Raw genomic sequence first — 15,823 nt, forward strand, 5'->3', positions numbered from 1 at the left:
GGGCGGGTCGACGTGTCCCCGGCGTCAGCCGGTGGGGACGCCGTAGATCCGCTTCATCGCCTCGTGCTTGGCCGGCACGGGCAGGTGCCCGATGCCCAGCGACTTGGCCCGCAGCCGTTCCAGGTACTCGTCGGTGGTGCGCACCGGCCGGGCCGGGACCCCGGCCGCCACGGTGTTGTCCGGGACGTCCCGGGTGACCACCGACCCGGCCCCGATGACGCACCGGTTGCCGATGGTGACGCCGGCCAGGATCATCGCGCGCATGCCGATGTAGACGTCGTCGCCGATCGTGATCGGCGCGGTCCAGTCGAGGTCGGGATAGTCCTTGCGGAGGATCAGCGTGCCACCGTCGTGGGTGATGAACTGCACCTCGGAGGTGACGTAGACGTTGTCGCCGATGGTGATCAGCCAGGGTTCCGAGCCGAACATCGCCCGGTTGACCCCGTAGAACCTGACCCGACCGGTGAGGTTGACCCCCAGGGACCTGACGAACGCCTCGGGGTCGCGCGACGCGGCCAGATGGTCCCGTACGCGCCGGGCCATCGTACGAACACGACTGGGCACTGGCTGTCCTCGATCGCAGGTACGGTCACGGGCTGCCGGCCCCCGCCGGGTCCGGTCACTGGGAGAACGAGCCGGGTCCGGCCCCGGTGACGGGGTGACCGCCGCGCACGGCGGTCAGCGGCAGAACTGGCGGGCGTGTTCCAGCACGTGCAGTTCCCGGTGCCGCTGCCGCCAGTGCCGGTAGCGCCGCCCGGCGGTGGCCTTGGCCTCGGCACGTTCGGCGGGTGTCCGGTCGGCGAGCAGGTCGAGCGCCCGGCTGAGGTCGGCCGCCGTCGCCGGTCGGACCACCATCCCGCCGGTGTCGGCGATCAGGTCGCTGAACGGCGTGTTGTCCGAGCAGACGACCGGGCAACCCGAGGCCAGGCTCTCCAGGATCACGTGGCCGAAGTTCTCGCCGAGGGTGGGGAAGAGGAAGGCGTCGTACCGGCTGAACGTCGGCATGACGTCCGCCGCCGCGAGTTCGCCGAGGTACCGGACGCGGACGTGCCCCGGCATGGCCGCGATGAGCCGTCGGCAGCGCGACCAGTAGTGCGGGTCCTCCGGCGGGCCGAAGATGTCGAACTCCACCGGCCTCGTGACGCCGGCCACCGCCTCCAGGGCGGTGGACAGGTTCTTCATCGGCGAGATCCGGCCGACGAAGACCAACCGCAGCGGGCCGTCGTGCGCGACGACGGGTGGGGGCGGGTCCGCCGGGACCGGGCTCTCGTTGCCGTTCACCATCACCTGCGCCCACGGCAGGTTGGCCCGGATCTGCCGCTCCTCCAGCCCGCTGCACGCCTGCCAGCGCACCCGCAGCCTGCGCAGCAGCGGCGCCCACAGCGCCAGGAAGATCCGCTTCTTGGTCGCCCTGATCGCCAGGGCGCCGGGCGACAGCTCGCCGCGCGGGGCGACCAGGATGGCTCCGACCCGGACCAGCCGCAACGCCACCGCCAGGATCGCCAGCACCGAGAACAACGACCAGAGGCTGTTGACGTAGAGCAGGTCGACCGGACGGACCCGGACGTGGCGGACCAGCCGGGCCCAGTGCCGGGGGGCCCACGGGTTCAGGTAGAAGACGGCGGAGCGCCCGTCGCGTCGCAGCAGCGTTCCGGACAGACCGGGGTACGGTGCTGACGAGCCGAGGTCCCGGTCCCGGGTGACCAGGGTGACGTCGAGGTCCCCCGGCAGGGTGTCCAGGATGAACCGCAGCGAGCGGATCGGGCCACCGCCCCGGAAGCCCGGCTCGAACACCCCAGCGGTGGCGACCACCCGGTAGGTGCCCACGGACCGTCGTGGCGCGTCGGCGACGTCCAGGGAGGGCGGCCTTGTCAACTTGTTCACCATCGGTCCACCTTCACCGTGCCGCCCGAGAGGCGGCGTCCCGTAGGAATGTCCACACCGCACGGGCAGCGGCCGCAGGGCCCGGCCCGTTCGGGAGGTCGCAGTCGAGGGGAAGGGTGTGTCCGCGGGCCGTGGACTCGACCCGTGCCGCCGCGCACGCCGGGCGGACACCTGCGGTGCCGCGCGGGGGTGGCGGGCGGAGCGCGACCGGCGCTCCCCGTGACCGGGGGGGCAACGGTTGACCACCGACGTAGTGATCGTAGGCGCGGGTGGGATGGGCAGGGAGATGTTCGGGGTAATTCGGCTGCTCGACGCCCACGCGGTCGGTGCGCAGCCGTGGCGGGTCCTCGGCTTCGTCGACGACTACCCGACCGAGGAGAACGTGGCCCGGGTGCGGCGGCTCGGTGTCCCCTTCCTCGGTCCCACCCGCTGGCTCGCCGACGGTCCGGCGGGCCTGACGGTGGCGCTGGGCGTCGGGCATCCCCGGCTGCGCCGCGAGACCGACCGGGCCCTCGCCCGGTACGGCCTGCCCGCCGCCACGGTGGTGCACCCGGCTGCCGAGATCGGGCCGGACTGTGTCTTCGGGGAGGGGCTGTTCGCGGCCGGTGGGGCCCGGGTGACCACGAACGTGGTGCTGGGCCGCCAGGTGCACCTCAACCAGAACTGCACCGTGGGGCACGACAGCGTGCTCGGCGACCACGTCTCGGTCAATCCGCTCGCCGCGGTCTCCGGCTACTGCCGGCTGGACGACGGCGTCATGGTGGGCACCACCGCCGCCGTCCTGCCGGGACTGCGGGTCGGCCGGGACGCCGTGGTGGGCGCGGGCGCGTGCGTGACCCGGGACGTCCCGGCGGGCACGGTGGTCACCGGGGTGCCCGCCCGGCCGGTGGCACCCGGGTCAGCGGCGGATGCCCGCCCAGTCGTGGTGCCGGCGCACGGTCGACAGGATGAAGTCGACCACCCGGCGTGAGGTGTCCGGGACCCGGTAGTCCGCCGGGCAGTCGACCGGACCGGCCGCCACCTGGTCCACCACGACCCGTACCCCCTCCACCACGCCGGCCGGGTCGAGGCCGGTCATCACGATCGCCCCGGCGTCCAGCGCCTCGGGGCGTTCGATTGACTCCCGCAGGGTCACCGCCGGGAACCCGAGGATCGCCGCCTCCTCGCTGACGGTGCCGCTGTCGGACAGCGTGCACCGGGCGTGCCGTTGCAGGGTCACGTAGTCGAAGAAGCCGAACGGCTCGTGGAAGGTGATGCCGTCCAGGAGCGTGCCGTCGACGGCGAGCACCTCCAGCCGCTTGCGGGTGCGCGGGTGGGTGGAGACCAGCAGCGGCAGCCGCCACTCGTCGCGTACCGCGCACAGGCAGTCGAGCAGCCGACGGAGCCGGTCCGGGTGGTCGACGTTCTCCTCGCGGTGGGCGCTGACGACGAAGTAGCCGCCCGGTTCGAGGGCGAGCTGCGCGAGGATGGTGGACCGTTCGATCTGCGGCCGGTAGTGGTCGAGCACCTCGCGCATGGGTGAGCCGGTGTGCAGGATGCGCCGGGGGTGCAGGCCCTCGGCGAGCAGGTTGCGCCGGGCGTGCTCGGAGTAGAACAGGTTGAAGTCGGCGACGTGGTCGACCAGCCGGCGGTTGGTCTCCTCCGGCACGTTGAGGTCGAAGCAGCGGTTGCCCGCCTCCATGTGGTAGACGGGCACCTTCATCCGCCGGGCCATCAACGCCGCGATGGCGCTGTTGGTGTCGCCGAGCACCAGCAACGCGTCCGGCCGCAGCTCGCCGATGGCCTTCTCGGTGCCGACCAGCACCGCGCCGAGCAGGCTGCCCAGCGACCGGGTGTCGGCCCGCAGGAAGCGGTCGGGCGGGCGTACGCCCAGCTCGGTGAAGAAGATGTCGGACAGCGCCGGATCCCAGTTCTGTCCCGTGTGCACCAACGTGTGCTGCACGGTCCGGTCCAGCGTGTCGATCACCCGGGCCAGGCGGATGATCTCCGGCCTGGTCCCGACGACGGTCATCACCCGGGTCACGGACGCCTCCTCGTGGTTGGTCTCGGTGGTTGGGGGCACCGTCGGCCGGACGGGTCGGCGGTGGTCACGACGTCCGGCCCTGCGGGGGCACCCGGTGCGGCGGTTCGTCGACCGCCCGCCACGCCTGGTCGAGCACGCTGACCCGGGGCCGGCTGAGCCGCCACCGGCGGTAGGCCTCCCCCGCGCTGAGCCGGGCCGCCCGCCGCTGGGCGGGCGGGGCGGTGGCGACCCGGGTGAGCAGCGCGCCCAGCGCCGCCGGGGTCAGCTCGGTGAGCACCTGTCCGCCGCCGTCGCGCAGCACGGGTGTCCACGGCGTCCGGTCCGAACAGATCACCGGGCAGTACGCCGCGAGGCTCTCCGCGATGGCGTTGCCGAAGTTCTCGCCCCGGGTCGGCAGGACGGACGCGTCGTACCTGGCGAACGTCGTGCCGACCTGCCCGGGGGACAGCTCACCCCGGTAGCTGACCACCGACGGGTCCGGCAGGGCCGCCCACAGTTCCCGGCACCGTTGCCAGTACCTCGGGTCCTCGACCGGGCCGTAGACGTCCAGCCGGACCGGGGCCCGGACGTGGGCGAGCGCGGCGAGCACCAGGTCGAGGTTCTTCATCGGGGAGATCCGGCTGATGAAGACCAGCCGCGTGTGGTCGGTGGCCGGCAGCTCGGCCGGGGCGGGTTGCGGCTCGGGACCGGCGGCGAGCGCCACCACCCCGATGCGGGCCCGGGGCAGCACCCGGCGGATGTCGGCGACCTCCTGCGGTCCGGTGGCGTGCCACAGCACCCGGGGGCCGCGCAGCATCCACCGCCAGCCGGCCAGGAACACCCGCTTGCGCAGCCGGTGCAGGCCGAGGGCGGCAGCGCCGAACTCGCCCCGGGGGGCCACCAGGATGCGTTCGGCCCGCAGCAGGCCGAGCCGGGCCGCGACGATGGGCAGGATCGAGAAGACCGACCAGACGCTGTTGACGTAGAGCAGGTCGAACCGGGCCGAGCGCAGCGAGCGCCAGAGCGTCCGCCAGTGCGCCGGATGCCGTACGCCGAGATAGAAGATGTCGGTGCGGCCCCGGCGTACCCAGGTGCCGGACAGGCCGGGATAGGCGGCGGGGCAACCGAGGTCGCGGTCGCGGGTCAGCAGGACGGTGGAGACATCGGCGCTGGCCGTGTCGAGCACGTCGGAAATGGAGCGGACGGGCCCTCCGGCGCGCCAGCCGGGACTGAAGTAGCCGGCCGTGACGAGGACCCGGAAACTCTTCCCCCCGGCTTCGGCCAACCGTTCGTCGACTTCCGTCGCGGGGCTGGTGTCGCCGGCCATCCTCGCTCCTCGCTGAAGACACGAAACTGAGTGGCTCAACGAGCGGAGGCGCTTTTCGTGACTGTGTTCCGCAATTATCGCGAAGCTGTCGAACATTAGCCGGTAAATCCGCAGCCAGCAGGGCGTCAGCCGGTATAAGGAAGTCGGCGCACACAAATCGACCCGGCACGAGAGGACCCCCATGTCGCGAGTGGCACTCATATCCGGCACCACCGGTCAGGACGGTAGTTATCTGTCCGAGTTCCTACTCGACAAGGGCTACACGGTGCACGGGATAAAGCGAAGGTCGTCCTCGTTCAACACCGAACGGATCGACCGGGTCGACGTCCATCCCCGCGACGGCGAGGCCCGGCTGTTCCTCCACTACAGCGACCTGTCCGACCCGGCGTCGTTGAGCGCGCTGATCCGCGACATCCGGCCGGACGAGATCTACAACCTCGGCGCGCAGAGCCACGTCCGCGTCTCCTTCGACATCCCCGCCTACACCGCCGACGTCACCGGGCTCGGCGCCCTGCGGATGCTGGAGGCGGCCCGGGCGGCCGACGTCGACTGCCGCTTCTACCAGGCGTCCTCGTCGGAGATGTTCGGTTCCGCCCCGCCCCCGCAGCGTGAGCAGACCCCGTTCCACCCCCGCAGCCCGTACGCGTGCGCCAAGGTCTACGCCTACTGGACGGCGGTCAACCACCGCGAGTCGTGGGACATGTTCTGCGCCAACGGCATCCTGTTCAACCACGAGAGCCCCCGGCGGGGCGAGAACTTCGTCACCCGCAAGATCACCCGTGCGGTCGCCCGGATCGAGGCCGGCATTCAGGACAAGCTCTACCTGGGCAACCTCGACGCCGTCCGGGACTGGGGCTACGCCCCGGAGTACGTCGAGGCGATGTGGCTGGCCCTGCAGCAGGACACCCCCGACGACTACGTGGTGGCCACCGGCGAGGGGCACACGGTGCGGGAGTTCGTCGAGGCCGCCTTCGACCGGGTCGGGCTCGACTGGCAACGGTACGTCGAGATCGACCCCCGCTACTTCCGCCCGGCCGAGGTCGACGCGCTCATCGGCGACTACACCAGGGCCCGGCGGCGGCTGGGCTGGGCACCCAAGACCCTCTTCGGCGACCTGGTACGGATCATGGTGGACGCCGACCGGCAACTGCTGGAGGACGAGCGGATGGGTCGCCTGGTGCGGGTGGACCGATGAGGATCACCGTCGAGGCCACCCCCATCCGGCCGGGCCACGCCGCCGGGGTCGAGGCGTTCACCTACGGCCTGCTCACCGGCATGGCCGCCGACACCTCCTGCGAGCTGCGGGTGAACGTCCTGCGGGGCACCCTGGAGCGGTGGCGCGAGCAGGTGCCCGCCGACCGGCTCGGCTGGACCGAGGTCGCCCAGCCGCTGCGCTCGGACACCACCGGCGGGCAGTTGCTGCGCCGGTGGACACCGACCCGGGTCCGCGACTCCCTCGCCGTACGCCGGGCGGTCAACGCGGTCCGGCAGCGTTCGGTGCCCCGGCAGCGCGGCGCGGACGTCACCCTCTACCCGTTCCACAGTGCCCCGATCGGTCCCGGACCGTCCGTCGTCGTCGTGCACGACCTGCGGCACCTGCGGGCCGCCTTCCACTCCCCCGGCTTCGCCGCGGTGGTCCGGGAGAACGTGGCCCGCGCCGACGCCCTCGTGGTCACCTGGCCGCACCCGTACCGGGAGATGCTGCGGCTGTTCCCCGAGGCGGCGGAGCGGACCGCGCTCATCCCGACCCCGACGTTCCAACCCGCGCCCGACCGCGCCGCCGCGCGCCCCGAACCGGGCCTGCTGCTCTACCCGTCGTCCACCGCGAGCCACAAGAACCACGCGACGCTGCTGGAGGCGATGGCCCTGCTCCCGCAGTGCCGGCTGGTCTGCCCCGGGCCGCTGGTCGAGCCGGACGCCAGTCGGCTGCTCGCCCGCGCCGCGCAGCCCGACCTGCGCGGCCGGGTCTCCTTCCCCGGGTTCGTCACCCTCGACGAGCTGAACGCCCTCTACGCCCGCGCCGACGCGGTGGTGATCCCGTCGCTGTGGGAGGCGGCGAGCGGCGCCATGCTGGAGGCGTTCAGCTGGGGCCTGCCGGTGGCCTGCGCGGACGCCGAACCGCTGCTGGCGCAGTTGGAGTTCACCGGCGCCGAGGCGGCCGTCTTCCGGGCCACCGACCCCGCCTCGCTGGCCGAGGCGGTCTACCGGCTGCTGGCCGACCGGGCGCACTACGCCGCCGCCGCCCGGCACGCCGACGGCCGGCTGGCCACCCGCACCTGGACGGCGACCGGCGGCGACTACCTCGACGTGTTGCGCTGGGTGGCCGACGGCCGGCCGGGACCGATGCCGCGCTCGGCGTTCGCCGCCGAGCTGACCGGGGAGGAAACCTCGTGAGCCTGACCGACGACCGCTACCCGGTGGCCCGTCCGAGCCTGACCGACCTGGAGGAACGGTACGTCGTCGAGGCCGTGCGCAGCGGTTGGGTCTCCTCCCGGGGCCCCTTCCTCACCGACTTCGAGGACCGCTTCGCCCGCCGGTGTGCCACCGGCACGGCGGTCGCCACCGCCAACGGCACGGTCGCCCTGCACCTGGTCCTCGCCGCCGCCGGCATCGGTCCGGGCGACGAGGTCATCGTGCCCGCGCTGACCTACGTGGCGACCGCGAACGCCGTGGCGTACTGCGGGGCGCGGGCGGTCTGCGTGGACGTCCTGCCGCAGAGCTGGTGCGTCGACCCGGCCGCGGTCGCCGCGGCGATCGGACCCCGGACCCGGGCGGTCGTCGCCGTCGACCTGTACGGCCACCCCGCCGACTATCCGGCGCTGCGCGCGCTGTGCCGGCGGCACGGCCTGCTCCTGGTCGCCGACGCCGCGGAGTCCTTCGGGGCCACCCTCGACGGGGAGCCGACCGGTTCCCTGGCCGACGCCACGACCTTCTCGTTCTTCGGCAACAAGGTGATCACCGCCGGCGAGGGCGGCTGCGTGACCACCTCCGACGCCGCGCTGGCCGAGCGGATGCGGCTGCTGCGCAACCAGGGCATGGACCCGCGGCGGCGGTACTACTTCCCGGTGCTGGGCTACAACTACCGGATGACGAACCTGGCCGCCGCGCTGCTCTGTGCCCAGCTCGACCGGGCCGACGAGATCATCGCCCGGCGGGACGCGGTGGTCGCCGGCTACGAGGCGCAGCTCACCGACGAGCCGGCGCTGTCGGAGCAGCCGGTGCTCCCCGGGGTCCGCCGCGCACCGTGGATGGCCTGCTTCCTGGTCGGGCCCGCCGGGGACACCGGCTCCCGGGACGCGCTGGCGCTGGCGCTGGACCGGCTCGGCGTGGAGACCCGGCCCTTCTTCGTGCCGATCCCCGAACTGCCCGCCCACCACGATCCGGCGGCGCACTGCCCCGTGAGCGTCGACCTGAGCCGGCGGGGCATCAACCTGCCCACGTATCCGGAGCTGACCGAGCCCGGGGTCAAGACGGTGGTGGAACGCGTCCGCGCCGCCCTGGCGGCCGTCGGCTGAGCCGTCGTCCCCGCCGACGCGACCCGGTCCCGCCCCCGCTCAGCCGGCGGGCGGGACCGGGTCGCGTCGGCGGTGCGCCGGTGGGCGGGACCGGGCATCCCACCGGTGGGCAGGTGTGTGCCCGGCCACCCGCCGCAGCAACAACAGATAACTGCCCGCCCAGGCGACCGCGCTGACCAGCGCCAGCACCGCGAGGGCGCCCGCCGCGCCGGTCGCCCCGCCCAGGACCGCCGCGACGACGACCACCGGCACCCGCAGCCCGCCCAGCAGGACCCCGAGCAGGATCGCCCGGCGGCTCGCCTGCTCCACCCGCAGCCCGGCGAAGCCGACGGCGGCCGGCACCGCGAACAGGCTCTCCAACGCCAGCAGCACCAGCAGGCTGCGGGCCAGTTCCCAGTTGCCGCCGAGCAGCATCCTGCCCAGCCGGTCGGGCAGCAGGGCGACCGCCGCCGTCATCGGCAGGACACCGGCGGCCACCAGCAGCGAGACCCGTACGGCCGCCCGGGACCGGACCGACCGGGACGCGGTACGGGTGCGGGCCAGGTAGGGCAGGGTCAGCGTGGCGGCGGTGGACAGGAGCAGGTTCACCGGCCCCAGCAGGGTCCGCCCGGCGCTCAACGCCCCCACCACCGGGGTGCCAGCGAAGGCCGCCACCGCGCTCAGCGACAGCTGTGCCGACCCGGTGGTGAGCAGGAACTGCGTACCGAATCCCAGCGCCACCCGGCTCTGCGCCCGGTCGACGTGCCAGCCGGGCCGCAGGGCGTAGCCGCGCCGGACCGCGACGACCACGCCCAGCACGCCGCCGCCGACCGCCCAACCGGCCACCACCCACGGCGCGTCGACCAGCCCGAGCAGCCCGGCCAGCGCGGCACAGCCGGTGACCGCTGCCCAGATGGCCTCCTGCCACAACGCGCCCGACGGGACGCCGAGCCCGACGGCGACCGCCTTCGCGTGGTCGTAGAGCACCAGCCCCGGCAGGGCGAGGCCCACCCCGACCAGGTAGGGCGACCCGTAGGCCACCCCGGCGGCACCGACCGGACCGCCGCAGAGCACGCCGAGCAGGACGACCCGTCGGGTGGCAGGGGCGAGGCCCGTCCCCGCCGCCAGCGTCGCCTCGGTCACCATGCTGCGCACCAGCCCGGAGCCGAGCACATAACACGAGAAGGCCAGCGCGAACTCGCCCACCCCGCCGATCGACTCCAGCCGGGTGACGGTGACCGCCACCAGCAGGTTGCCCCCGCTGGACAACCCCCCGACGACCAGCGCAAGCACGGCCCGGCGGCCGGTCCGGGGGCGGTCCGCGGCGGCCCCGTGCCCGGTCACCGGGGCCCGGACCCGGACGCTCACCGGACCCGCCCACCGGCGGCGTCGGCCGGTCGCCCCCCGATCACCCGGGGCTGCCCGCCGGACGGGGGATGCGGCGGGTGGACCGGGCGGTGATGGTCCGGGTCATCCACAGCAGGAAGAAGACAGTCATCGCCGACACCACGTGTTGCAGGAAACCGATGGTCGAGTCGGGGTAGGTGCCGGACCAGAGCAGCACGTCGGAGCAGACCAGGCAGAACAGGCTCAACCTGGCCGGGCCGGGGCGGCCCCGCCAGCGCAGCAGCAACGCCACGAACCCGGCCCAGAAGGCGTGCACCGCCACCACCCCGACCGGACCGTCGAAGAACCAGATGTTGCCCAGCAGCAGGAAGTTGGAGGCGGACGTCGGTCCGCCGCCGAGGAACTGGTTGATCTGCTGTCCGGTCGACAGGGCCGGCCGGTCCGGGTCGAGGATCCGGGGCACCAGGCCGTAGCGGAGGTGGTCGGCCAGGTCGGGCTGGCCCAGGTCGACCGGGACCTCGATGCCGGCGGCGGCCGTCAGCTGCCGGTCCAGCCGCAGCCGGTCCGTCGACGTCACCGCGCTGTCCACGGCGATGCCCTGGTCCTCCCGGATGTCGTTGCGGTACTCGAACATCGACGGCCACAGCAGCACCAGCACCACCGTGCCGAGCATGAGGTACCGCAGCCGGAACACGCCGCACACCACCCCGGCGGCCACCGCGAAGAAGGCGAAGGCGATCAGCGGGGCGGTGATGGCGGTCAGCAGGGTGACGACCACCTGGGTGGCGACGAGCGCGCCGAGCCAGCCGTACAGCTTCTGCCGGGACAACCGCCCGCCCAGGTGGCTGGCGACCAGCAGCGCGAAGCCGAGTGCGCCCCAGCCGGAGAAGAGCTTGGTCAGTGCGGCCATCGGCGCGTCCGGCAGCTCACCGTAGATCTGCGCGACGATGCTGCCCCGGCCGAGGTAGGCGCCCAGCAGGTCGGCGGCGATGCTGGTCAGCGTCACCAGCCGGGCCACCGGGTAGAGGTACGGGTACCGGGCGGTCGCCTGCCGCATGCCCTGCCGCCACTGCGGGTCGGGTCGCCCGAAGAGCAGGCCGACCGTCTCGACGGTGACGCTGCCCAGCAACGCCAGCCCCAGCAGGGACACGATGAAGCCGGTCTGCGGGTTGTCGTAGAACACCGCCATCGGCAGGATCAGCAGGGCGTACGGCGCGAGCAGCAGGAACGTGACCGGGTAGCAACGCAGCAACCCACCGACCAGTTCCCGCTGGCGGCCCGGCCGGTCGCCGCCGAGCGGGTGGATCACCCGCGGGGCGGGCAGGCCGATCCTCGGTCCGGGGTCGGGGGCCACCCTGGACCAGGTCATCAGCAGTTTCCCCCTTGTTTCCGGTCGCCTCCTGCGCAACGAACCAGCGGGGGCGGCGACACGCTCGCGGGAAGAAAAACCCCGGAAACGGCCGGAAACGAACGCCCCGCCGGTCACCGTGCGGTGACCGGCGGGGCGCGACGACGTCGTCCGGGTGCTAGCCCAGCACCTCGTCGACCAGGGACTTCGCCTCGTCCTGGATGCGGGCCAGGTGCTCCGGGCCCTGGAACGACTCGGCGTAGATCTTGTAGACGTCCTCGGTGCCCGAGGGGCGGGCGGCGAACCAGCCCGACTCGGTGGTCACCTTGAGCCCGCCGATGGAAGCCCCGTTGCCCGGGGCGCTGGTCAGGGTGGCGGTGATCGGCTCGCCGGCCAGCTCGGTGGCGGTGACCTGCTCCGGGGAGAGCCGGCCGAGCACCGCCTTCTGCTCCCGGCTGGCGGGGGCGTCGATCCGGGCGTACGCGGGCGCGCCGAAGCGGTCGGTCAGCGCGGCGTAGTGCTCGCTCGGGGTCCGGCCGGTGGTGGCGATGATCTCGGCGGCGAGCAGGCAGAGCAGGATGCCGTCCTTGTCGGTGGTCCAGGTGCTGCCGTCGCGGCGCAGGAAGGACGCCCCGGCGCTCTCCTCGCCGCCGAAGCCGACCGTGCCGTCGAGCAGCCCGGGGACGAACCACTTGAAGCCGACAGGCACCTCCAGCAGCGGCCGGCCCAGGTCGGCGGCGATCCGGTCGATCATCGAGGAGGAGACCAGGGTCTTGCCGACGGCCGCCGCCGGACCCCACTGCGACCGGGTACGGAACAGGTGGCCGATCGCCACCGCCAGGTAGTGGTTGGGGTTCATCAGGCCCCCGTCGGGGGTGACGATGCCGTGCCGGTCGGCGTCGGCGTCGTTGCCGGTGGAGACCTGGAACCGGTCCCGGGCGGCGATCAGCGACGCCATCGCGTTGGGCGACGAGCAGTCCATCCGGATCTTGCCGTCCCCGTCGAGGGTCATGAACCGCCAGGTCGGGTCGACCAACGGGTTGATCACGGTGAGGTCGAGCCGGTGCCGCTGCGCGATCTCGCCCCAGTAGGCGACGCTGGCCCCGCCGAGCGGGTCGGCCCCGATCCGCACCCCGGCGTCGCGGATCGCGTCGATGTCGAGCACCGACGGCAGGTCGTCGACGTAGCCGGCGAGGAAGTCGTACGTGCCGGTGGTGTCGGCGGCGCGCGCCCGCGCGTACGGGATGCGTCTGACCTCCTTGAGCCCGGCGGCCAGGATCGCGTTCGCCCGGTCCTGGATCCACTTCGTGACGTCGGTGTCGGCGGGCCCGCCGTTGGTCGGGTTGTACTTGAAGCCGCCGTCGTCGGGCGGGTTGTGCGAGGGGGTGATCACGATGCCGTCGGCGAGCCCGTCGGTGCGTCCCCGGTTGTGGGTGAGCACGGCGTGCGACAGCGCCGGGGTGGGGGTGTAGCCGTCGCGGCTGTCCCGCAGCACGGTCACCCCGTTGCCGGCCAGCACCTCCAGCGCGTCGGCCTCGGCGGGGGCGGACAGCGCGTGGGTGTCCCGGGCCAGGAACAGCGGCCCGGTCAGGCCCTGCTCCCGGCGGTAGTCGCAGAGCGCCTGGGTGACGGCGAGGATGTGGTCGGAGTTGAACGCGTTGCGCAGGCTGGACCCCCGGTGGCCGGAGGTGCCGAAGGAGACCTGCTGCGCCGGGTCGTCCGGGTCTGGGTGCTCGGCGTAGTAGGCGGTCACCAGCCGGGGCACGTCGACCAGGTCGGCGGGCTCGGCGGGCTGTCCGGCACGGGGGTGGGCCACTGCGGAAACCTCCTCGGGTGGTACGGGGCGGGTGCGGTGTCTTCCCGGCGGCGGCCGGGTCACACACCCGGGCTCAGGGCTCGACGCGCTGCCCCTTGCCGATGACGACGACGCCGTTGTCGGAGACGGTGTAGCGCTGCCGGTCCTTCTCCAGGTCGACCCCGATCTCGGCGCCCTCGGGCACGAAGACGTTCTTGTCGAGGATGGCCCGGCGGACCACCGCGTGCCGGCCCACCTCGACGCCCTCCATCAGCACCGCGCCGTCGACCTGCGCCCAGGAGTGCACCTTGACCTTCGGCGAGACCACCGAGTTCTCCACCAGCGAGCCGGAGATCACCGCGCCGGGCGAGATCATCGAGCCGACCGCCCGGCCGACCCGCTCGCCCCACTGGTGGACGAACTTCGCCGGCGGGTACGGCGGCTGGTCGGTGTAGATCGGCCAGTCGAAGTTGTAGAGGTTGAACACCGGGTGCACGTTGATCAGATCCATGTGCGCGTCGTAGAACGAGTCGAGCGTCCCCACGTCCCGCCAGTAGCCCCGGTCCCGGTCGGTGCTGCCGGGCACCTCGTTGTCCTTGAAGTCGTAGACGTTGGCCTCGCCCCGCTCGACGAGCATCGGGATGATGCTGCCGCCCATGTCGTGCTTGCTGGTCTTGTCGGCCGCGTCCCGCTCGACGACCTCGCAGAGCGCCCGGGTGGAGAAGACGTAGTTGCCCATCGAGGCGTAGATCTGGTCGGGGGCGTCGGGCAGGCCGACGGCGTCGGTGGGCTTCTCCCGGAACGACGTGATCCGCTTGCCGTCCGGGCCGACCTCGATCACGCCGAACTGGTCGGCCATCGACAGCGGCTGCCGGATGCCGGCCACGGTCACCGCGGCGCCGGAGGCGATGTGGTCGTCGACCATCTGCCGGGGGTCCATCCGGTAGATGTGGTCGGCGCCGAAGACGATCACGTAGTCCGGCTGCTCGTCGTTGATCAGGTTGAAGCTCTGGTAGATGGCGTCGGCGGACCCGGCGAACCACCACGGGCCCCGGCGCTGCTGCGCCGGCACCGGCGTGACGTAGTTGCCGAGCAGGGTCGACATCCGCCAGGTCTTGGTGATGTGCCGGTCCAACGAGTGGGACTTGTACTGGGTCAACACGACGATCTTGAGAAAGCCGGCGTTCGCCAGATTGGACAGGACGAAATCGACCATGCGGTACATCCCGCCGAACGGGACGGCCGGCTTGGCCCGGTCCGCGGTGAGCGGCATGAGGCGCTTGCCCTCTCCGCCGGCCAGGACGATCGCGAGCACCTTGGCAGCCATGACCAGACGCTATCCATACCGCTGCGACTTCACCACTCGTACGGGCACAGTTCCGCGACCGGTGCGCGGCCGGATTCTGCACTAGGGTGCCGGGCATGACCGACTCCGCCCCGCTGCGCGTGGACCTGCTGACCCGCGAGTATCCGCCGGAGGTGTACGGCGGGGCCGGGGTGCACGTCGAGTACCTGACCCGGGAGCTGCGCCGGCTCGCCGACGTCCGGGTGCACTGCTTCGGCGCGGCGCGCGACGAGCCGGGCGTCACCGCGTACCCCGAGCCGGCCGCCCTGGACGGCGCGAACGCGGCGCTGCGCACCATGGGCGTCGACCTGGCGATGGCCGCCGGATGCGCCGGCACCGACGTGGTGCACAGCCACACCTGGTACGCCAACCTGGCCGGGCACACCGCCAAGCTGCTGTACGGGGTGCCGCACGTGGTGACCGCGCACAGCCTGGAGCCGCTGCGTCCGTGGAAGGCCGAGCAGCTCGGCGGCGGCTACGCGCTCTCCTCCTGGTGCGAACGGACGGCGATGGAGTCCGCCGACGCGATCGTCGCGGTCAGCGCGGGGATGCGCCGGGACGTGCTGACCGCCTACCCGGCGGTGAACCCGGACCGGGTCCGGGTGGTCTACAACGGCATCAACACCGCCCAGTACGCCCCGGACCCCGGCACCGACGTGCTGGACCGGCTCGGCATCGACCCGGACCGGCCCAGCGTGGTCTACGTCGGGCGGATCACCAGGCAGAAGGGCCTGCCGTACCTGCTGCGGGCGGCCCGGGACCTGCCCGCCGACACCCAGCTCGTGCTGCTCGCCGGTGCCCCGGACACCCCGGAGATCGCCGCCGAGGTCCAGGGGCTGGTCACCGAGCTGCGGGCCAGCCGGTCCGGGGTGGTCTGGGTGGCCGAGATGCTGCCCAAGCCCGAGGTGATCCAGGTGCTCACCCATGCCACGATCTTCGTCTGCCCCTCGGTCTACGAGCCGATGGGCATCGTCAACCTGGAGGCGATGGCCTGCGAGACGGCGGTGGTGGCGACCGCCACCGGCGGCATCCCCGAGGTGGTCGCCGACGGCGAGACCGGGCTGCTGGTGCCGATCGAGCAGGCCGGCGACGGCTCCGGCACCCCGCTGGACCCGGACCGGTTCGTCGCCGACCTCGGCCGGGCGATCAACGAGTTGCTGGCCGACCCGAAGCGCACCGGGGAGTTCGGTCTCGCCGGCCGGCGGCGGGCCGTCGAGCACTTCTCCTGGGACGCCATCGCCGCCCAGACCCTGGAGCTGTACCGCTCGCTGCTCGCATAGG

Annotated in this window: 13 protein-coding genes; 5 read left to right on the forward strand and 8 right to left on the reverse strand. The window is 72.9% G+C overall.

The window, feature by feature from the left end:
- Nucleotides 1-24: 24 nt before the first annotated feature.
- Both B5D80_RS34845 and B5D80_RS19790 read right to left on the reverse strand, forming a co-directional pair.
- Complete coding sequence (locus B5D80_RS34845; RefSeq protein WP_088645387.1) at nt 25-543, reverse strand: acyltransferase; 519 nt, start codon at nt 541-543, stop codon at nt 25-27.
- A gap of 135 nt (nt 544-678) precedes the next feature.
- Complete coding sequence (locus B5D80_RS19790; RefSeq protein ID WP_088645388.1) at nt 679-1,887, reverse strand: glycosyltransferase family 4 protein; 1,209 nt, start codon at nt 1,885-1,887, stop codon at nt 679-681.
- Between the two features lie 250 nt (nt 1,888-2,137).
- Between B5D80_RS19790 and B5D80_RS19795 the strand changes: the two genes are divergently transcribed.
- Nucleotides 2,138-2,854, forward strand: coding sequence for a NeuD/PglB/VioB family sugar acetyltransferase (locus B5D80_RS19795; RefSeq protein ID WP_281253481.1), 717 nt, complete (start codon nt 2,138-2,140; stop codon nt 2,852-2,854).
- Here the strand turns inward: B5D80_RS19795 and wecB are convergent.
- Entirely contained in the window at nt 2,783-3,907 is a 1,125-nt protein-coding gene (wecB, locus tag B5D80_RS19800; protein WP_088645432.1) for a non-hydrolyzing UDP-N-acetylglucosamine 2-epimerase, read from the reverse strand. The genes B5D80_RS19795 and wecB overlap by 72 nt on opposite strands.
- Nucleotides 3,908-3,971: 64 nt before the next feature.
- Nucleotides 3,972-5,213 carry a glycosyltransferase gene (locus B5D80_RS19805; protein ID WP_158224221.1) on the reverse strand — a complete coding sequence of 414 codons (1,242 nt, stop codon included), beginning with the start codon at nt 5,211-5,213 and terminating at the stop codon, nt 3,972-3,974.
- Between the two features lie 181 nt (nt 5,214-5,394).
- Here B5D80_RS19805 and gmd point away from each other — a divergent pair, with 181 nt between their 5' ends.
- Genes gmd through B5D80_RS19820 form a run of 3 tightly spaced genes read left to right on the forward strand, consistent with a single transcriptional unit; the run spans nt 5,395 to nt 8,728 of the window.
- Complete coding sequence (gmd, locus tag B5D80_RS19810; protein WP_088645391.1) at nt 5,395-6,408, forward strand: GDP-mannose 4,6-dehydratase; 1,014 nt, start codon at nt 5,395-5,397, stop codon at nt 6,406-6,408.
- The gene (locus B5D80_RS19815; RefSeq protein ID WP_088645392.1) at nt 6,405-7,607 is read left to right on the forward strand and encodes a glycosyltransferase; all 1,203 of its coding nucleotides are present in this window, start codon (nt 6,405-6,407) and stop codon (nt 7,605-7,607) included. The genes gmd and B5D80_RS19815 overlap by 4 nt, the downstream gene beginning before the upstream one ends.
- A complete protein-coding gene (locus B5D80_RS19820) occupies nt 7,604-8,728 on the forward strand; it encodes a DegT/DnrJ/EryC1/StrS family aminotransferase (protein WP_211291588.1) in 1,125 nt (374 codons plus the stop codon). The genes B5D80_RS19815 and B5D80_RS19820 overlap by 4 nt, the downstream gene beginning before the upstream one ends.
- 39 nt (nt 8,729-8,767) lie before the next feature.
- Here the strand turns inward: B5D80_RS19820 and B5D80_RS19825 are convergent, their stop codons facing one another.
- The 4 genes from B5D80_RS19825 to glgC form a co-directional block, all read right to left on the reverse strand.
- Nucleotides 8,768-10,075 (reverse strand): MATE family efflux transporter, encoded by a 1,308-nt coding sequence (locus B5D80_RS19825; RefSeq protein ID WP_088645393.1) that lies wholly within the window; start codon nt 10,073-10,075, stop codon nt 8,768-8,770.
- A gap of 40 nt (nt 10,076-10,115) precedes the next feature.
- A complete protein-coding gene (locus B5D80_RS19830; RefSeq protein ID WP_088645394.1) occupies nt 10,116-11,423 on the reverse strand; it encodes a hypothetical protein in 1,308 nt (435 codons plus the stop codon).
- 157 nt (nt 11,424-11,580) lie between these two features.
- Entirely contained in the window at nt 11,581-13,218 is a 1,638-nt protein-coding gene (gene pgm, locus B5D80_RS19835) for a phosphoglucomutase (alpha-D-glucose-1,6-bisphosphate-dependent) (RefSeq protein ID WP_088645395.1), read from the reverse strand.
- Nucleotides 13,219-13,291: 73 nt separating this feature from the next.
- Nucleotides 13,292-14,524: a glucose-1-phosphate adenylyltransferase gene (glgC, locus tag B5D80_RS19840; protein ID WP_088645396.1), complete on the reverse strand. Its 1,233-nt coding sequence runs from the start codon at nt 14,522-14,524 to the stop codon at nt 13,292-13,294.
- A gap of 95 nt (nt 14,525-14,619) precedes the next feature.
- On the opposite strand from glgC, the gene glgA reads away from it, so the two are divergent.
- Nucleotides 14,620-15,822 carry a glycogen synthase gene (glgA, locus tag B5D80_RS19845; RefSeq protein WP_088645397.1) on the forward strand — a complete coding sequence of 401 codons (1,203 nt, stop codon included), beginning with the start codon at nt 14,620-14,622 and terminating at the stop codon, nt 15,820-15,822.
- Nucleotide 15,823: the final 1 nt, after the last annotated feature.

This window comes from Micromonospora wenchangensis (assembly GCF_002210435.1).
GTDB lineage: Bacteria > Actinomycetota > Actinomycetes > Mycobacteriales > Micromonosporaceae > Micromonospora > Micromonospora wenchangensis.

Bases quoted from the DNA above. Each gene is read 5' to 3' on its own strand.
- B5D80_RS34845 (WP_088645387.1), bottom strand. From the start codon at position 543: ATGGCCCGGCGCGTACGGGACCATCTGGCCGCGTCGCGCGACCCCGAG.
- B5D80_RS19805 (WP_158224221.1), bottom strand. From the start codon at position 5,213: ATGGCCGGCGACACCAGCCCCGCGACGGAAGTCGACGAACGGTTGGCC.
- B5D80_RS19815 (WP_088645392.1), top strand. From the start codon at position 6,405: ATGAGGATCACCGTCGAGGCCACCCCCATCCGGCCGGGCCACGCCGCC.
- B5D80_RS19790 (WP_088645388.1), bottom strand. From the start codon at position 1,887: ATGGTGAACAAGTTGACAAGGCCGCCCTCCCTGGACGTCGCCGACGCG.
- B5D80_RS19830 (WP_088645394.1), bottom strand. From the start codon at position 11,423: ATGACCTGGTCCAGGGTGGCCCCCGACCCCGGACCGAGGATCGGCCTG.
- glgA (WP_088645397.1), top strand. From the start codon at position 14,620: ATGACCGACTCCGCCCCGCTGCGCGTGGACCTGCTGACCCGCGAGTAT.
- gmd (WP_088645391.1), top strand. From the start codon at position 5,395: ATGTCGCGAGTGGCACTCATATCCGGCACCACCGGTCAGGACGGTAGT.
- glgC (WP_088645396.1), bottom strand. From the start codon at position 14,524: ATGGCTGCCAAGGTGCTCGCGATCGTCCTGGCCGGCGGAGAGGGCAAG.